We start from the raw sequence: 17,095 nt of genomic DNA, 5'->3' as shown, positions 1-17,095 counted from the left end.
CTGTGGTTCCGGCAGCCATTAACAGTTACAAATATCGTACTTAAATATATTTTATGTGATTTTTATCACATAAAATATATTCTCCCGGCGGCAGCGCCCTGCCCTGCCGCCGGGCAGGCCGATTTATTTTTGCTTTAAAATAACCAGATGACGTTCACCTTCCAGCTCAGGGACCTGTAGCGAGACCAGTTTTTCAACACTCAGGTTTGCGGGTAATTCCGCCAGCTCATCTTCGGGCACAACACCTTTTAACGCATAAAAACGTCCCTGCGCAGGTGCGGGTAAATGATGACACCAGCTGACCATATCCTGCAGTGAAGCAAATGCCCGACTAATCACCCCGTCAAACAGTGGCTGATCGGTAAATGCCTCTGCCCTGCTCTGTACCGGAATAATATTGTCCAGTTTAAGCTCATGCTGCACCTGGCGTAAAAAGCGGACCCGTTTCCCCAGACTGTCGAGCAGAGTGAAACTGGCTTCAGGACAGACAATCGCCAGTGGAATTCCCGGCAAACCGGGGCCGGTACCGACATCGATAAATTTGTTCCCTTTCAGATACGGTGCAACCACAATGCTGTCCATAATGTGACGAACAAGCATCTGCTGCGGATCACGAACCGAGGTCAGGTTATAAGCTTTATTCCATTTATCCAGTAAGCCCACATAACTGACCAGTTGCTGTTTTTGCTGATCGGTTAAGGAAATACCGGCCTTACTGAGTAATGCGGAGAGAGTATTAATCACGGGGAAATTCCTGTTGTCAGGGGCAGCCTTACAGCGGCCCCTGTTTATAGCTGAGGGCTCAGGCACTTTTACGCAGCAGGCCCTGTTTTTTCAGATAGATCAATAAAATTGAGATTGCGGCCGGAGTGATCCCGGAAATGCGCGATGCCTGACCAATTGACGATGGTTTATGATCGTTAAGCTTGGCAATCACTTCATTTGAAAGTCCGCTGACATTCCGGTAATCAAGGTCAACCGGCAACAGGGTATTCTCATTACGCTGCTGACGTTCAATCTCTTCTTTCTGACGGGCAATATACCCTTCGTATTTCACCTGAATTTCCACCTGCTCAGCAGCCAGTGGATCGCTGACCGCTGGCCCGAAAGCAGGCAATGACATCAGCTGAGAATAGGTCATTTCAGGGCGACGCAGTAAATCTTCGCCATTGGCTTCTTTTGTCAGTCCGGTACTCAGCAGTGAATTAACCTGCGAGACAATATCCGATTTAGGATGAACGTGAATATCCCGTAAACGCTGACGTTCCAGTTCAATCGATTCCAGTTTCTTATTGAAACTGGCCCAGCGTTCATCATTCACTAACCCCAATTCACGGCCGATGGACGTTAAGCGTAAATCGGCGTTATCTTCACGCAGCATCAGACGATATTCTGCACGTGAGGTAAACATACGGTAGGGTTCTTTGGTTCCCAGGGTACAGAGGTCATCCACCAGCACACCGAGATACGCTTCATCACGACGCGGCGTCCAGCCTTCTTTGTCCGCAGAAAAACGCCCGGCATTTAACCCTGCCAGTAATCCCTGGGCCGCAGCTTCTTCATAGCCGGTAGTGCCGTTAATCTGCCCGGCAAAAAACAGACCGTGGATATATTTACTTTCCAGGGTCGGTTTCAGGTCACGCGGGTCGAAGAAATCATATTCAATGGCATAACCCGGACGGATAATCTTTGCATTTTCCAGGCCCTGCATAGAACGGACGATTTTCATCTGTACATCAAATGGCAGACTGGTAGAAATACCGTTCGGGTAAATTTCGTTGCTGGTCAGCCCTTCCGGTTCGAGGAAGATCTGATGCGCATTACGATCGGCAAAACGCATCACCTTGTCTTCAATTGACGGACAGTAACGTGGCCCGATCCCTTCGATCACTCCGGCATACATCGGGCTGCGATCGAGGTTATCACGGATCACATCATGGGTTTTTTCATTGGTATGAGTGATATAACAGGCCATCTGTGCCGGATGATCGGATGCTTTCCCCATAAACGAGAACACAGGCACCGGATTATCACCATGCTGTGCAGCCAGCACAGAAAAATCGATGGTTCTGGCATCGATACGCGGCGGTGTACCGGTTTTCAGACGACTGACCCGTAAAGGCAATTCACGCAGTCTGCGGGATAACGGGATAGATGGCGGATCGCCGGCACGACCACCACTGTAATTATCCAGTCCGATATGAATTTTTCCGTCAAGGAAAGTCCCGACGGTCAGTACCACGGCTTTAGCACGGAAACGGAGCCCCATCTGAGTTACAGCACCAACGACCTGATCGTTTTCCACAATCAGATCTTCAACGGCCTGCTGGAAGATCATCAGGTTTGGCTGGTTTTCCAGTGCGGTACGTACAGCCTGCCGATAGAGTACTCTGTCAGCCTGTGCCCGTGTAGCACGCACCGCAGGGCCTTTGCTGCTGTTTAGTATTCTAAACTGGATGCCCGATTTATCGATAGCTTCGGCCATCAGGCCACCCAGCGCATCGACTTCTTTCACCAGATGCCCTTTGCCGATCCCACCGATCGCCGGATTACATGACATTTGTCCCAGCGTATCGATATTGTGGGTCAGTAGCAGGGTTTGCTGACCCATTCGGGCAGCGGCCATTGCGGCTTCTGTTCCCGCATGACCACCACCAATGATGATGACGTCAAAAGGATCTGGATAAAACATGAAACGATACCTCGGTAGATTAACGGTTGGGAGCATATCCCGGCAGTGGATTCTACTTAAATTCCAGCGCATGGGAAAGTGGCAGGATCGTAAGGGTTTAAAAGAAAGATCTTTATTTTATGTATGATCTTTCTGTTAGATCTCTTATTAGGATCGCCCGATCCTGTGGGTAAGTGTCAATTCTTTATAGTTAACAGCAGTCTGAGATAGATCCAATGCTGTGAATGATCGGTTGATCCGTAACGTATAAGCTGAGATCAAAATCGCTACTTATACACAGCACAAAAAATCGCCATCGGTTATTCATTGGATAACTACCGGTTATCAGCACAATAAAGGGGTACTTATCCACAGAGCCCGGGAAAAAAAACAGTAAAAAACAGGACAATTGACCGTGGATCCTCATAAATAAACGATCAACAACCGTGTCAGTGATCTCAAATCAGGCTTTTCCAGTCGGCTAACCACTCGCTGGCCGGATCTTCCGGGACATCATGTTGCAGAACATCAATTTCCAGACGATCGCCGATCCTGGTGGCCCCAAGGGACTGCAGTAGTTGATCAATACTTCTGATCGCGCCACAAAACAGATCATACTCATGATTACCTAAGCCGATAGCACCATAGCGTACCGCGGAAAGATCCGGTTGCTGTTCTTTTAATTGTTCAAAGAACGGTAAAAGATTGTCCGGGACTTCACCGGCACCATGGGTTGAGGTTATCAGTAACCAGGTTCCGGTGACTGGCAGGTCATCAAGCGCCGGGCCATGCAGAATTTCAGACGAAATTTCTTCCTGTTCGAGTAATGCTGCTAATTCTTCAGCCACATATTCGGCACTTCCCAGGGTGCTGCCTGTGATAAACGTGATATCCGCCATCAGTCTTCCCTCAGTAAAAGGCAGCATTGTACGCTGTGATCAAGCCGTGATCCACCTGTGGACAACAAGGTTATTCATTTTTATTTTACGGGGAAATTGCAGAGAAAGCAGGGACCTGGTGGATGGATAAGGTTATCCACACAGATCTGTCTGATCAGGGCTTTATCGTACGGCTGATAGGGTTTTGCAGGGAGATAAGTGTTTCTGTGGACTGAATTTCATCAATGGTCTGAATCTTATTGATCAGCACCTGTTGCAGAGCATCAATAGAGCGGCACATCACTTTAATAAAAATACTGTAATGTCCGGTGGTGTACCAGGCTTCAACCACTTCATCCAGCGCCCGGAGTTTGCTCAGGGCTGCCGGATAATCACGGGCACTCTTCAGAATAATACCGATAAAACAGCACACATCGAATCCCAGTTTTCTTGGGTCAACATCAATACGGGTGCCGAGAATAATACCGGCCTGACGCATTTTTTCGACCCTGACATGAACAGTGCCTGCGCTGACATTAAACTGTTTTGCCAGCTCTGCGTAGGCGGTTCTGGCATTATTAAGTAATACGTTCAGGATATCGCGATCGAGTTGATCCAGTTGCAGCATATCGGCCATCATTTGTCCTTTCTAAATCTGTCGCGGGCGGTGTGTTCTGCCGTCCCCCTGGGATGATGTATTGACAGTAATCCGGGAAATATCCGCTGTCTAGCGTTTCAGGTATCTCAGCAGGCGGGTTCTGAGGCGGGTATCGAATTTCCATATATGGTCAAATATCTGCAATATTCCGGGTTTCCCATGGGCTGACATACAGACTGCGTGGAAACGCTGCTGGCTGTGTTGCTGATGGTGTGTAACCCGTTTGATCAGCACCTCCGGCAGATGCTGAGCTATAAAATCTGAAATAATGACTGCATCAGCATCCTTCCAGGCCGGGTTTTCCATGCTGTCCAGTACCCTGTTAAGGCACTTTGCGATATCGGTTCCTCCGCGAAAACGCTGGCTCAGAAAACGCACGGCCTGTTCCAGTCCGTTCTCTGTGGTCAGCTCATAATGGATCACGTCATGGGCAAACAACATAATGAAACAACCGCGGTTTTCGGCCAGCGCGATTTTTAGTAACGCCAGGCAAAATGCTTTAGCACAGCGTTCATTAAACCCGCCCATGGAACCGGAGGTATCCACACAGACAATAAACGGCCCTTTTGGCTGTTGATCCTTATGTCTGTAGATCACCGGCCGCTGGCGGATATCATCATGTACAGATTCCCCCTGCAGCTGGTAGGTAAGCAGACGCTTTTCCACCAGCCGCCGGTAGAATTCCAGTTCGAGCTCACTGATACTCAGTGCCGCCAGTTCCGTGGGGAGTAACCGCAGAATATCGTCACTTTGATGAATACCACTGACTTCTTCCGGCAGTGTTTCAGTTTTATGTACCTGCACAATCTGCTGGCCCGGCGGTGCGTTTTCTGCCGGGAGCGACTGTGCCTCTCTGCTGCGGCCTAACCGGGCAGCCAGTGTCTGTAATTCCGGACAGGTATTCAGAAATTCACTGTATTGCAGAATCAGCCCCGTATCCCCTTTTCCCGGTGGCGATTTACTCATATCCCACAAATGGCCGGCTGCCGTTTCCTCGTTGCCGTCTGATAACGGTGAAAGCTGGCTGGACAGGGTCATACGCTGTTGTAACTCAGTAATAAGTTTATCTCGCTGTTGCTCCAGCAGCCCCTCATTTAAGGTGACGGTCTGCAGTGTCAGACTCTGGCGCCAGCGCTGAAAAAATAAGCTATGTTGCGCAGCTGTCAGTAGCTGGTCGTCAGCCCCGGTGACCAGTCTGTTTGCCTCCTCCCTGAACGGAGAGCCGAGCTGTTCCAGCCGGAGCAATGTATCGGACATATTCTGGCTGAAATGATAAAGACTGAATGACTTTTGCAGGGTGAACAGCTGAAACTCCTGTGCCAGGCTGGCCGGTACAGGCGTATTTTTTTGTTCTTCGCTGATAGCGGCTTTAATATCCGGTAATTCTTTCAGCAGCGCTTTTTTAAGGCCGGGGCTTTTTTCGAGAAAAATAACTAATTGCGGTGCCGCCAGCAGTGCCGACAAAAAGTCATTGAGGGTGTCGGCATCACTGTAGGTCAGCAGACTGAGCAGAGAATCAATGGAGATCATTGGGTTTCCTGTTCTATCTGTTCTGCCACATCCTGCAGGCTTTGCTCAATAATCGCCAGCCAGTCATTATCAATAAATAAACATTGCTGATGCTGACGGAAAAGTAACCGCTGGGTTTGTAGCCGGTCTTTGAGCTCATTCAGGCCGCGGGTTATTTCTTCCGGTATCTCGCGCAGAGTCTCGCGCGGAAGTACACTCAGTAAAGAGGATTGCAGGCTGATATCCCTGATATTGAGACAGTCCCGGTCATCAATATACAAGTCCAGAGGTTGTGCAAAGCCGATACCATTCAGCTGCCCTTTTATTTCGCCGCCCCTGGCCAGCCACTGGTTCAGTTCCTCTTTGCTGACCACAAGATGGTTACTCTTCTGTTCATGCAGGATCAGGGGATTTTGCAGGATCAGTGTCAGTTGTTCACCTTCCCCTAAGGCCGGTAAAATATGGTGATGTTTACGGCTAAATAACCTGCTCTGCTTTTCCAGTTTCAGCGCCTGATCGAGGTTCATCTGTTGTTGCAGTGCAAATTTACGGGTCTGTAACTGACGAAGCTTGATCAGTAAAGGCTGTTGCTCAAAAGCGTAGCCTGTCAGTAATCCTTTAATTTCCCGCTCTGTCAGTTGCATTGATGCCTGGTCATGCCACAGGCAGTCTTTCAGTAAAATAATATCAACCGGTGCAATCGCCTGGCGGCCGCTGAAAAAAGCACTTGCCTGCAGCAAGTGGATCGCCTTCTTCCAGCGACGATCAGAAATATAAGGCGCATCAGGCAGGCTCTCCAGCTGACGGCGTAACTGATAGATAAGGTCGAAGACATTATCCGGCAAGCTGACTTTGAGGATCTCTTGCTGCCACTGGTGATACTCATCGTCAGTGATACGCAGAGACTCTTCTGCGGCGGTGAACGGGGCGTCAGGCGACGAGATAAGCACATTGCGGAAATTATTTTTACTGCTGACATTATCAAGACACAGACGGATCAGCATACGGTCATACAGTGCCGACAGGCCACTTTCTGCATCGGGTAATTCATTCGACGCCGCAATCAGCAGCCTCATCGGTATCGTCGTTTCGTTATCACCGTTACGAAAGCGGCGTTCATTAATGGCCGTCAGCAATGTATTGAGTATTGCCGGGCCAGCCTTCCATATTTCATCAAGAAAAACGATTTCGGCGTCGGGAAGATATCCTTTGGTCAGGCGCTGATAACGGCCTTCGTCTTTCAGAGCCTGTATCGATAACGGTCCGAAGACTTCTTCGGGAGTGGAGAAGCGAGTCATCAGATATTCAAAAGCCCTGGCATCGCGAAAGGCATACTTTATCCTGCGCGCGATCAGGCTCTTTGCAATCCCCGGAGGACCCATCAGAAAAACACTCTCACCGGCTAATGCCGCCAGCAGACATAACCGGATAGTGTGGTGTCTTTCATACAGACCTTGTTCCAGCATATTACTGAGCCGTGTAATTCTGTCTGCTAAGAGATGAGTCAGTGCCATAATACGAATTGAGTCCTTGTAATAACTGCCTGAGACTTGACCGCCGGGATAGCTGTCATTAAAAGATCACCACTGCCTGCAGGTGCTTTTATCTTTATGATTTTTTTTACGGAGTATGGTTCCCCGGTGATAAGCGTATGGATTTTAGATGCCATTGTCTGATAATCGGGTGGGTTTTTATATTAATAAGTGCATACTGTGCCACTTTGGTAACGAGTGAAGCATGTATTTACGGGATTGGTTAAAAACAAGATAAAATGATATGAGCTCAAATAACAAACAATCAACTGGCGCATTGACGCTGGCAGCGATAGGTGTGGTGTATGGTGATATTGGTACCAGCCCGCTGTATACACTGCGTGAGTGTCTTTCGGGACAATTTGGTTTTGGCATCGAGCAGCAATCGGTTTTTGGATTTTTGTCATTAATTTTCTGGCTATTAATCCTTGTCGTATCGTTAAAATATATCTGCTATGTCATGCGGGCGGATAATGCCGGTGAAGGCGGGATTCTGACGTTAATGTCTCTCGCCGGCCGGAATACCAGTGCGCGGATTACCGCCGTGTTATTGATTATGGGGCTGGTGGGGGGAAGCTTCTTCTATGGTGAAGTTGTGATTACCCCGGCAATATCCGTAATGTCAGCAATGGAAGGGCTTGAAATTGCCGCTCCGTCTCTGGACCCTTATATCGTACCGCTTTCAATTGCTGTACTGACGTTACTGTTTCTGATCCAGAAGCATGGCACCGGGCTGGTCGGTAAGATGTTTGCCCCGGTGATGGTGTTATGGTTCCTTGTACTGGCAGTTCTCGGGGCGAAAAGTATTATCAGCAATCCGGTAGTTCTGCATGCACTTAATCCCTGGTATGCCATTGAATTCTTCATCCACTATAAAAGTGTGTCGTTCTTTGCTCTCGGGGCGGTGGTTCTGTCGATTACCGGTGTTGAAGCATTGTATGCTGACATGGGGCATTTCGGTAAATTGCCGATCCGTATTGCCTGGTTTGGTGCGGTATTGCCTTCTCTGGTGATCAACTATTTTGGTCAGGGCGCACTGCTGTTAGCACACCCTGAAGCGATTAAAAACCCTTTCTTCCTGCTGGCACCGGACTGGGCCCTGATCCCGATGTTACTGCTGGCAACCCTTGCGACAGTTATTGCTTCTCAGGCCGTTATTTCCGGCGTATTTTCACTGACCCGTCAGGCGGTACGGCTGGGGTATTTACCGCCGATGCGTATTATTTATACCTCTGAAATGGAGTCCGGACAGATTTATGTTCCGGTGATTAACTGGCTGCTCTATTTTGCTGTGCTGGTGGTTATTATCTGTTTCCGTCATTCCAGCAACCTTGCGGCGGCTTATGGTATTGCGGTGACCGGAACCATGATCCTGACGACAATATTGTCCTGTACCGTAGCGCGTAAAAACTGGCACTGGAATATTTTCCTGGTCTCACTGATTTTTATCGTCCTGATGTGTGTCGATGTTCCGCTGTTCAGTGCTAACCTGGTGAAAATTTTCTCCGGAGGCTGGCTACCGCTTTGTCTGGCGCTGGTGATGTTTATTATTATGACCACCTGGAAAAGTGAACGCTTCAGGGTACTGCGGCGGATGCATGAACATGGTAATTCTCTGGAAGCCATGATTGCCTCGCTGGAAAAGAATCCTCCGGTCAGGGTTCCGGGAACGGCGGTATTTATGTCCAGGGTACTGAATGTTATTCCGTTCGCAATGCTGCATAACCTGAAGCACAACAAAGTATTACATGAGCGGGTAGTCTTGTTGACGCTGCGTACCGAAGATGCCCCTTACGTACATAATGTACGACGGGTCACTATTGAACAGTTATCACCGACCTTCTGGCGGGTGGTTGCCAGCTATGGCTGGCGTGAAACCCCGAATGTCGAGGAAATTTTTCACCGCTGCGGACTGGAAGGACTTAATTGCCGGATGATGGACACCTCTTTCTTTATGTCGAGAGAGTCGCTGATCCTCGGGAAGCGGCCATGGTATCTGCGGTTGCGCGGTAAGCTATTTATGGCGTTACAACGCAATGCACTACGGGCTCCTGATCAGTTTGAAATCCCGCCTAACCGGGTGATTGAACTGGGGACTCAGGTCGAGTTCTGATGCACGGGAGCGGTCTGAAAACTGACCGCTCCCTTCCCCCTGACATGTTGCCCGGAGAATCCTTTCCCCGTCGCCTGATAACCGCAGGTTTTTTGTGTCACCGCAGGTTATGGATATTTTGTATCGCCGTGACCGGTGACCTCTCTTTCCCGTCCTTTTTTCCTCCGCCGGAATATGATCATGGATGCGGTGTACTGCCTCTGCGGAATGTTTAGAGGGTGCTCACATTTTCACCGCAGGCTGGTTGTTATCTCCTCGTCCCTGTCTAATATGCAGCCATCGAAACGTTTCGACAGCGAGTGAAACATGAAAAAAGGCACCTTACTGAATGCTGAGATTTCGGCAGTTATCGCCCGAACAGGCCACACTGACAGTCTTACCATCAGTGATGCAGGCCTGCCTGTTCCTGCTGGTCCGCAGCGTATTGATCTTGCGCTGACTCAGGGTGTTCCCGGTTTGTTGCAGGTAATCCAAACGGTAACGGACGAAATGCAGGTTGAGAGTGTCTTTCTTGCGGAGGAGATAGTGCAGCATAACCCGCAGCTGTACAGTGAATTGCTCGCCCTGCTTGAATCATTGCAACACCATCAGGGAAATACTATCGATATCAGTTACCTCAGCCATGAACAGTTCAAAGAAAAAACACAACATAGTCAGGCTATTGTCCGCAGCGGTGAGTGCTCCCCCTATGCGAATATTATCCTTAACGCTGGCGTGACCTTCTGAGGGTGTTATGCAACCGTTACTGCAGCTTAAAGGCATTGATAAATCTTTCCCCGGAGTTAAAGCGTTATCCGGGGCCGCGCTGTCCGTCTATCCGGGGCGTGTGATGGCACTGGTGGGCGAAAACGGTGCCGGGAAATCCACCATGATGAAAGTCCTGACCGGGATCTATGCTCGTGACGCCGGAAGCCTTAAATGGCTGGGGAAAGAAACGACCTTTGACAGTCCTAAGGCATCGCAGGCAGCAGGGATCGGCATTATCCATCAGGAGCTCAATCTGATCCCGCAACTGAGTGTTGCAGAAAATATTTTTCTGGGACGGGAATGTATCAACCGTTTTGGGTGTATCCAGTGGAAAAAGATGCACCGGCAGGCTGAACGGTTAATGAAACGCCTGAATCTGCGTTTCAGCAGCGATAAGCGGGTGGGTGACTTATCCATTGGTGATCAACAGATGGTTGAGATTGCCAAAGTACTGAGTTTTGAATCCAAAGTCATCATTATGGATGAACCCACCGATGCACTGACCGATACGGAAACCGCCTCCCTGTTCCGAGTGATCAATGACCTCAAGGCTAAGGGCTGCGGTATTGTTTATATCTCCCACCGGATGAAAGAAATTTTTGAAATCTGCGATGACGTAACGATTTTCCGCGACGGTCAGTTTATTGCCGAGCGTGAGGTGACTACGCTGCGGGAAGAGTCGCTGATAGAAATGATGGTAGGCCGTAAGCTTGAAGATCAGTATCCGCGACTGAATAACCCCCCCGGAGATATTCTGCTGACTGTCGAACATGTGAGCGGACCCGGCATTGATGATGTCAGCTTTACTCTGCGTAAAGGCGAAATCCTTGGTGTGGCCGGTCTGATGGGCGCAGGGCGTACAGAATTAATGAAGGTTCTTTATGGTGCTTTGCCGCGCAGCTCCGGAACGGTGATACTGGACGGAAAAAAGGTGACAGTACGCTCACCGGAAGAAGGCCTGATTAACGGTATCGTCTATGTTTCTGAAGATCGCAAGCGTGATGGTCTGATACCGGGTATGTCAGTAAAAGAGAACATGTCACTGACGGCCCTTAAGTATTTCAGTCACCGCGGAGGATGCCTGAAACATACGGCAGAACAACTGGCGACAGGGGACTTTATCCGATGGTTTAACATCAAAACCCCTTCGGTAAATCAGTCGGTTGGCCTGCTGTCAGGCGGTAACCAACAGAAAATAGCGATCGCCCGAGGCCTGATGACGCGGCCCGTGGTGCTGATCCTTGATGAACCGACACGCGGAGTGGATGTCGGTGCGAAGAAAGAAATTTATCAGCTGATAAACCAGTTTAAAAAAGAAGGGATGAGTATCATCCTCGTCTCTTCTGAAATGCCGGAACTACTGGGGATCAGTGATCGTGTGCTGGTGATGCACGAAGGGCGGCTAAGCGGTAATTTCCCGATTGAGCAAGCGTCTCAGGAAATTCTGATGTCGGCAGCAGTAGGTAAATATGATAACGCGGAGACGGCATCATGATGAGTACAGACTCAATTCCTTCACACCGTTTACTCACTAAGGCCTGGCTGCTTGAACAGAAATCGCTGATTGCGCTTCTGGTGCTGATTGCCATTGTTTCTGCCATCAGTCCCGGCTTTTTTACCGTAGCTAACCTGCTTAATATTCTGCAACAGACCTCGGTGAACGCCATTATGGCCGCAGGGATGACGCTGGTTATTCTGACTTCAGGTATCGACCTTTCCGTCGGTGCGCTGCTGGCGCTGACCGGTGCCGTGGCGGCATCACTGGTTGGCCTGGAAATTAATGGGCTGGTGGCGGTGGCTGCTTCGCTGGCACTGGGTGCATTTATCGGAGGGATTACCGGAACGATTGTCGCAAAAGGAAAGGTCCAGGCGTTTATTGCCACGCTGGTTATGATGTTACTGCTGCGTGGTATCACCATGGTCTATACCGACGGTAGTCCGGTGAGTACTGGCTTTAATGAAAATGCTGATTTGTTTGGCTGGTTTGGTATTGGCCGGCCGCTGGGGATCCCGACCCCCGTCTGGCTGATGGCGATTGTTTTCCTGGCGGTATGGTACATGCTGCATCACACCCGGCAGGGGCGCTATATCTATGCGCTGGGTGGAAATGAAGCAGCGACGCGTCTTTCAGGGATCAGCGTGGACCGGGTAAAAATTATTGTTTATACGCTGTGTGGCATGCTGGCTGCACTGGCTGGAATTATCGAAGTGGCGCGCCTTTCTTCCGCGCAGCCAACCGCAGGAACCGGCTATGAGCTGGATGCCATTGCGGCTGTGGTTCTTGGCGGCACCAGTCTGACCGGGGGTAAGGGGCGGATTACGGGAACCCTTATTGGCGCGCTGATCCTTGGCTTCCTGAATAACGGGCTGAATTTGCTCGGTGTTTCCTCTTACTACCAAATGATCGTCAAAGCGGTAGTGATTTTACTGGCGGTGCTTGCAGATAACAAAAAAAGTAACTAACTGATTACCCTACAGGATAACGCATATGAAAACACTAACGGCACTGGCCTTATTGTTAGGCGCAACCTTAACCTCTCAGGCGATGGCGAAACAGACGATTGCACTGGTGATATCCACACTGAACAATCCTTTCTTTGTTTCATTGAAAGACGGTGCTAAGCAAGAAGCAGATAAGCTGGGTTATAACCTGCTGGTACTGGATTCACAGAATAACCCGGCGAAAGAGCTGGCAAACGTTCAGGATTTGATGGTGCGTGGCGCCAGCGCCATATTGATCAACCCGACTGATTCTGACGCGGTGGGTAACTCGGTAAAGATTGCCAATCAGGAAAATATCCCGGTGATTACGCTTGACCGCATAGCTCATCGTGGGAAGGTTGTCAGTCATATAGCTTCTGACAACCGTGCGGGTGGTAAGCTGGCCGGAGACTTTATCGCGGAGCAACGGGGAGAGGGTGCGAAAATCATTGAGTTGCAGGGGATTGCCGGAACGTCGGCCTCTCGTGAGCGTGGTGAAGGTTTTAAACTGGCGGCAGATGCCCATAAATTCAAAATTATCGCCAGCCAGCCTGCTGATTTCGACCGGACTAAGGGGCTGAATGTGATGCAAAACCTGCTGACCGTTCATCCTGATGTACAGGCTGTATTTGCTCAGAATGATGAAATGGCGCTGGGTGCATTACGGGCATTACAAACTGCCGGTAAGTCTGATGTAGTCGTGGTGGGTTTCGACGGTACACCCGACGGGGTGAAGGCGGTTGAACAGGGGAAACTGGCTGCCACGATAGCTCAACAGCCAGAGCTGATAGGTAAAATCGGTGTAGAAACAGCGGATAAAGTGCTTAAAGGGCAAAAAACAGAACAGCTGCACCCTGTAGGTCTGAAACTGGTTACTCAATAAATTAAACGCAGTATGGCATGCGCCGCCTGGGGTGGCGCAGTTATCCGGACGGTTATCTTAATGAAAAATAACGGTAAACTGGCAGTTCTTGGCAGTATTAATGTGGATCATATTCTGAATCTGGAGCAGTTTCCTCAGCCGGGAGAGACCCTTGCGGGGCAGCAGTATCAGGTTGCATTTGGCGGAAAAGGGGCGAATCAGGCAGTGGCTGCCGGACGCAGTGGCGCAGATATTGCTTTTATTGCCTGTATCGGAAACGACGATATTGGTCAGCGTATCCGTCGGCAACTGGCTGATGATGGTATTGATGTGGCGCCGGTAGCAGCCGTTAACGGTGAGTCAACCGGTGTTGCGCTGATTTTTGTTAATGCTGACGGCGAAAATAGCATTGGTATTTTCGCCGGGGCGAATGCAGCCCTGACACCTGAGTACCTTGTACAACATCATCAGGTCATTGCCGATGCGGATATACTGTTGATGCAGCTTGAATCTCCGCCAGAGACTGTACTGGCAGCGGCGCGTATTGCCCGTCAGAATCAGACCCGGGTGATACTGAACCCGGCACCGGCTACCGTTCTTTCCGATGAGCTATTGTCGCTGGTGGATATTATTACGCCAAATGAAACCGAAGCGCAGAACCTGACGGGAGTGGCGGTCACAACTGATGACGATGCCGCGAAAGCCGCTGCAGTGTTACATGAAAAGGGTATTGGTTCTGTGCTTATCACCCTTGGCAGCCGTGGCGTATGGCTGAGCGAACAAGGCAATGGTCAGCATATTCCGGGGTTTCGTGTTAAGGCGATAGATACTATCGCAGCAGGAGACACCTTTAATGGTGCATTGAGCACGGCATTACTGGAAAAGAAAACGATAACTGAGTCGGTGCATTTTGCCCGCGCCGCTGCCGCTATCGCGGTTACCCGCCGTGGTGCACAGCCTTCAGTACCCTGGCGGCAAGAAATTGATCGATTTTTGCTAACCCGGGGGTAAACGTGGCTACGATGAAAGATGTTGCCCGGCTGGCCGGCGTATCAACATCTACCGTATCGCACGTGATTAATAACAACCGGTTTGTCAGTGAAACGATCCGCGGGAAAGTGACTACGGCAATCAGTCAGCTTAACTATGCCCCTTCCGCATTGGCGCGCAGTCTGAAAATGAATCAGACCCGCACTCTGGGGATGTTGCTGACGACCAGCAGTAACCCGTTTTATGCAGAAGTTGTGCAAGGGGTGGAACGCAGTTGTTATGAACGGGGATACAGTCTGATTCTGTGTAATACCGAGGGGGATAAGGACCGGATGGATCGCAGCCTGGAAACGTTGCTACAGAAGCGCGTCGATGGGCTGTTAATTATGTGCACCGAAAGTCGCCGGCCTTCTGTTGAAATCCTCGGGCGTTATCCTTCAATTCCTGCAGTGATGATGGACTGGGCACCGTTTGACAGCAGCAGTGACGTTATTCAGGATAACGCCTTGCAGGGCGGAGGAATGGCCACCCGGCATCTTATTTCCTGTGGTTATACACGTATTGCCTGTATTGCCGGGCCTCAGGATAAAACGACAGCACGTCTGCGTCTGAAAGGATATCAGCATGCTATGGCGGCAGCGGCGTTGCCGGTTCCTGCCGGGTATATTGTTGAGGGGGACTTTGAATTCCAGGGCGGCTTCCATGCGATGCAGCAACTGCTGATGCTAAATCCGCGCCCTCAGGCTGTATTTACCAGTAATGATGCTATGGCTGTCGGGGGGTATCAGGCGCTTTATCAGGCCGGGCTAAGGATCCCTCAGGATATGGCAGTTATAGGATATGATGATATTGAGCTGGCCCGCTATCTGACACCGCCTCTGAGTACTATACGTCAGCCGAAAGATGAACTGGGTGAACTGGCCATTGATACATTACTTCATCGGATGAATATGCCCGATGCCAGCCAGCAGTTGCTGGTGCTGACACCGGAGTTAATGGTACGGGCTTCGACGGGGAACCGTTAACCTTTCTTCTTCGCGCGGTCATGTATCAGATTCTTACCGTCAACGGCTTTTAACTGCAGGAAGACCAGTGCAGAAATCACCGTAATAATCCCCATGGTCAGGAAGGTGGCATGGAAGTGGCTTAATACAGTGCCATCAAAGTTCTGCCAGAAGCGTAATACTGCGGCACTGACCGCCACTCCGAAACTGATCGATATTTGCTGAGTGACAGCCAGCACACTATTTCCTGCACTGGCATTTTCGTCAGTTAAGTCAGCCAGAGTGATGGTATTCATCGAAGTAAACTGTGTGGACATAAACATTCCCATCACAAACAACGGGAGCAGTAGTGCCCATAACGGCAAGTCCGGGGATTGTAATGAAAAGCTGGCAATAAACAGTCCGATGATAAAAGTCACTGCAACCAGCGTCCGCCGGTATCCCAGCAAACGAAGTACCCGTGTCACCAGAGATTTTGCCAGCATCGATCCTAATGCGGTCGGTACCATAATGCAGCCGGCCAGCAGCGCCGTATAACCGAATCCCAGCTGTAACATTAATGGCATCAGAAAGGGAATACAGCCGGTCCCCAGCCGGGATGCAATATTCCCGATGATACCAATAGAGAATGTTCGGGTCTTAAACATAGGCAGGCCAATCAGCGGTGCGCTGTGTCCTCTGGCATGCCATACATAGGCGATTAATAGCAAAATCCCTGTGATCAGGATAGCGGCTGCCAGCAGTCCCGAGACCAGCTGTTCACCGAGTAATTCAATTCCGATAGAGACCGACACCAGACCGAAACCGAACAGTAAGAAACCTGCGGTATCAAAGCGGCGTTTTGGTGTCGTAAAGTCCGGCATATATTTGCGAGCAAAGACAACACCGGCCAGCGCGATAGGAATATTAATCAGGAAAATCCAATGCCAGGTCGCATAGGTTACCAGTACCCCGCCAAGTACCGGTCCTAACACCGGCCCAATAAGCCCCGGCATAGTCACAAAGTTCAGGATCGGTAATAACTCACTGCGTGGATAAGCCCGTAATAGTGCCAGGCGAGCGACCGGCATCATCATTGCACCACCGATCCCCTGAATGACCCTCGAAGTGACCAGCATCGACAGTGAGCCTGATAATGCACAGAGTAATGACCCCAGAGCAAACAAACTGACCGCAACGATAAATACTTTACGGGTACCAAAGCGATCAGCCAGCCATCCGCTGACCGGAATAAGCATAGCGACAGTTAATGTATAACTGATAACTGCCGATTGCATGGCCAACGGGGGGCGATCAAGGCTATGGGCAATCGCGGGTAATGCGGTATTCAGAATTGTTGCATCCAGTGATTGCATAAAGAAAGCCATCGCGGCTATCCATGGCAAACCAGCCATACTACGAGCGGTACGAACCATTGAGTATCCTTTTGGCTTGAAGGGCCTGTCCTCAGATGCCCTGTCTACAGACTTCTTTCATTATTCTAATGTGTTTTCCCTGAGAGTAATAAATTTGCAGAAAAAAAACGCAATTATTAGTGTCTTTTGCGGGATAACTGCTGTTTTTTCCATCTTTTGCATAAAAACCCGCCAGTCAGTAATTAATTTAAAATAAACCCTTGCCAGAAAAAATTAACTCCCTATAATGCGCATC

14 protein-coding genes are annotated in these 17,095 nt (G+C 49.8%); 7 read left to right on the top strand and 7 right to left on the bottom strand.

The window, feature by feature from the left end; translation table 11 throughout:
• Nucleotides 1-123: 123 nt before the first annotated feature.
• The 6 genes from rsmG to ravA all read right to left on the bottom strand — a co-directional run bounded on the left by rsmG (nt 124) and on the right by ravA (nt 7,230).
• On the bottom strand, nt 124-744 hold the full coding sequence (rsmG, locus tag JK211_RS12995) for a 16S rRNA (guanine(527)-N(7))-methyltransferase RsmG (protein WP_212709093.1): 621 nt from the start codon (nt 742-744) through the stop codon (nt 124-126).
• A 58-nt stretch (nt 745-802) separates the two neighbouring features.
• Nucleotides 803-2,692, bottom strand: a complete 1,890-nt coding sequence (mnmG, locus tag JK211_RS12990) for a tRNA uridine-5-carboxymethylaminomethyl(34) synthesis enzyme MnmG (protein WP_212709092.1) — start codon at nt 2,690-2,692, stop codon at nt 803-805.
• A 437-nt stretch (nt 2,693-3,129) separates the two neighbouring features.
• Nucleotides 3,130-3,570, bottom strand: coding sequence for an FMN-binding protein MioC (gene mioC, locus JK211_RS12985; RefSeq protein ID WP_212709091.1), 441 nt, complete (start codon nt 3,568-3,570; stop codon nt 3,130-3,132).
• Nucleotides 3,571-3,724: 154 nt separating this feature from the next.
• Nucleotides 3,725-4,186, bottom strand: coding sequence for a transcriptional regulator AsnC (asnC, locus tag JK211_RS12980; protein ID WP_212709118.1), 462 nt, complete (start codon nt 4,184-4,186; stop codon nt 3,725-3,727).
• A gap of 90 nt (nt 4,187-4,276) precedes the next feature.
• The gene (viaA, locus tag JK211_RS12975; protein WP_212709090.1) at nt 4,277-5,737 is read right to left on the bottom strand and encodes an ATPase RavA stimulator ViaA; all 1,461 of its coding nucleotides are present in this window, start codon (nt 5,735-5,737) and stop codon (nt 4,277-4,279) included.
• A complete protein-coding gene (gene ravA, locus JK211_RS12970; protein ID WP_212709089.1) occupies nt 5,734-7,230 on the bottom strand; it encodes an ATPase RavA in 1,497 nt (498 codons plus the stop codon). The genes viaA and ravA overlap by 4 nt, the downstream gene beginning before the upstream one ends.
• 262 nt (nt 7,231-7,492) lie before the next feature.
• On the opposite strand from ravA, the gene kup reads away from it, so the two are divergent.
• The 7 genes from kup (at nt 7,493) to rbsR (ending at nt 15,466) form a co-directional block, all read left to right on the top strand.
• Nucleotides 7,493-9,361, top strand: coding sequence for a low affinity potassium transporter Kup (gene kup / locus JK211_RS12965; RefSeq protein WP_212709088.1), 1,869 nt, complete (start codon nt 7,493-7,495; stop codon nt 9,359-9,361).
• A 306-nt stretch (nt 9,362-9,667) separates the two neighbouring features.
• Complete coding sequence (rbsD, locus tag JK211_RS12960; protein ID WP_212709087.1) at nt 9,668-10,087, top strand: D-ribose pyranase; 420 nt, start codon at nt 9,668-9,670, stop codon at nt 10,085-10,087.
• Between the two features lie 7 nt (nt 10,088-10,094).
• Nucleotides 10,095-11,603, top strand: a complete 1,509-nt coding sequence (gene rbsA, locus JK211_RS12955) for a ribose ABC transporter ATP-binding protein RbsA (RefSeq protein ID WP_212709086.1) — start codon at nt 10,095-10,097, stop codon at nt 11,601-11,603.
• Nucleotides 11,603-12,571 (top strand): ribose ABC transporter permease, encoded by a 969-nt coding sequence (gene rbsC / locus JK211_RS12950; RefSeq protein ID WP_212709117.1) that lies wholly within the window; start codon nt 11,603-11,605, stop codon nt 12,569-12,571. The genes rbsA and rbsC overlap by 1 nt, the downstream gene beginning before the upstream one ends.
• A 25-nt stretch (nt 12,572-12,596) precedes the next feature.
• On the top strand, nt 12,597-13,472 hold the full coding sequence (rbsB, locus tag JK211_RS12945) for a ribose ABC transporter substrate-binding protein RbsB (RefSeq protein ID WP_212709085.1): 876 nt from the start codon (nt 12,597-12,599) through the stop codon (nt 13,470-13,472).
• Between the two features lie 60 nt (nt 13,473-13,532).
• Entirely contained in the window at nt 13,533-14,462 is a 930-nt protein-coding gene (gene rbsK, locus JK211_RS12940; protein WP_212709084.1) for a ribokinase, read from the top strand.
• 2 nt (nt 14,463-14,464) lie between these two features.
• Nucleotides 14,465-15,466, top strand: a complete 1,002-nt coding sequence (gene rbsR / locus JK211_RS12935) for a ribose operon transcriptional repressor RbsR (protein WP_343877298.1) — start codon at nt 14,465-14,467, stop codon at nt 15,464-15,466.
• On the opposite strand, the gene mdtD is transcribed toward rbsR, so the two are convergent.
• Nucleotides 15,463-16,860 (bottom strand): multidrug transporter subunit MdtD, encoded by a 1,398-nt coding sequence (gene mdtD / locus JK211_RS12930; RefSeq protein ID WP_212709083.1) that lies wholly within the window; start codon nt 16,858-16,860, stop codon nt 15,463-15,465. The two genes, rbsR and mdtD, sit on opposite strands and share 4 nt — an antisense overlap.
• Nucleotides 16,861-17,095: the final 235 nt, after the last annotated feature.

This window comes from Tatumella sp. JGM130 (genome assembly GCF_018257525.1).
Classification (GTDB): Bacteria; Pseudomonadota; Gammaproteobacteria; order Enterobacterales; family Enterobacteriaceae; genus Tatumella; species Tatumella punctata.
Note: the sequence above shows the minus strand (reverse complement) of the source record. Positions and strands in the feature narration are given on the sequence as shown.

Coding starts and splice junctions, on each gene's coding strand:
- kup (WP_212709088.1), top strand. CDS start 7,493: ATGAGCTCAAATAACAAACAATCAACTGGCGCATTGACGCTGGCAGCG.
- ravA (WP_212709089.1), bottom strand. CDS start 7,230: ATGGCACTGACTCATCTCTTAGCAGACAGAATTACACGGCTCAGTAAT.
- rbsD (WP_212709087.1), top strand. CDS start 9,668: ATGAAAAAAGGCACCTTACTGAATGCTGAGATTTCGGCAGTTATCGCC.
- mnmG (WP_212709092.1), bottom strand. CDS start 2,692: ATGTTTTATCCAGATCCTTTTGACGTCATCATCATTGGTGGTGGTCAT.
- mdtD (WP_212709083.1), bottom strand. CDS start 16,860: ATGGTTCGTACCGCTCGTAGTATGGCTGGTTTGCCATGGATAGCCGCG.
- asnC (WP_212709118.1), bottom strand. CDS start 4,186: ATGGCCGATATGCTGCAACTGGATCAACTCGATCGCGATATCCTGAAC.
- mioC (WP_212709091.1), bottom strand. CDS start 3,570: ATGGCGGATATCACGTTTATCACAGGCAGCACCCTGGGAAGTGCCGAA.
- rbsB (WP_212709085.1), top strand. CDS start 12,597: ATGAAAACACTAACGGCACTGGCCTTATTGTTAGGCGCAACCTTAACC.
- rbsA (WP_212709086.1), top strand. CDS start 10,095: ATGCAACCGTTACTGCAGCTTAAAGGCATTGATAAATCTTTCCCCGGA.
- viaA (WP_212709090.1), bottom strand. CDS start 5,737: ATGATCTCCATTGATTCTCTGCTCAGTCTGCTGACCTACAGTGATGCC.
- rbsK (WP_212709084.1), top strand. CDS start 13,533: ATGAAAAATAACGGTAAACTGGCAGTTCTTGGCAGTATTAATGTGGAT.
- rbsC (WP_212709117.1), top strand. CDS start 11,603: ATGAGTACAGACTCAATTCCTTCACACCGTTTACTCACTAAGGCCTGG.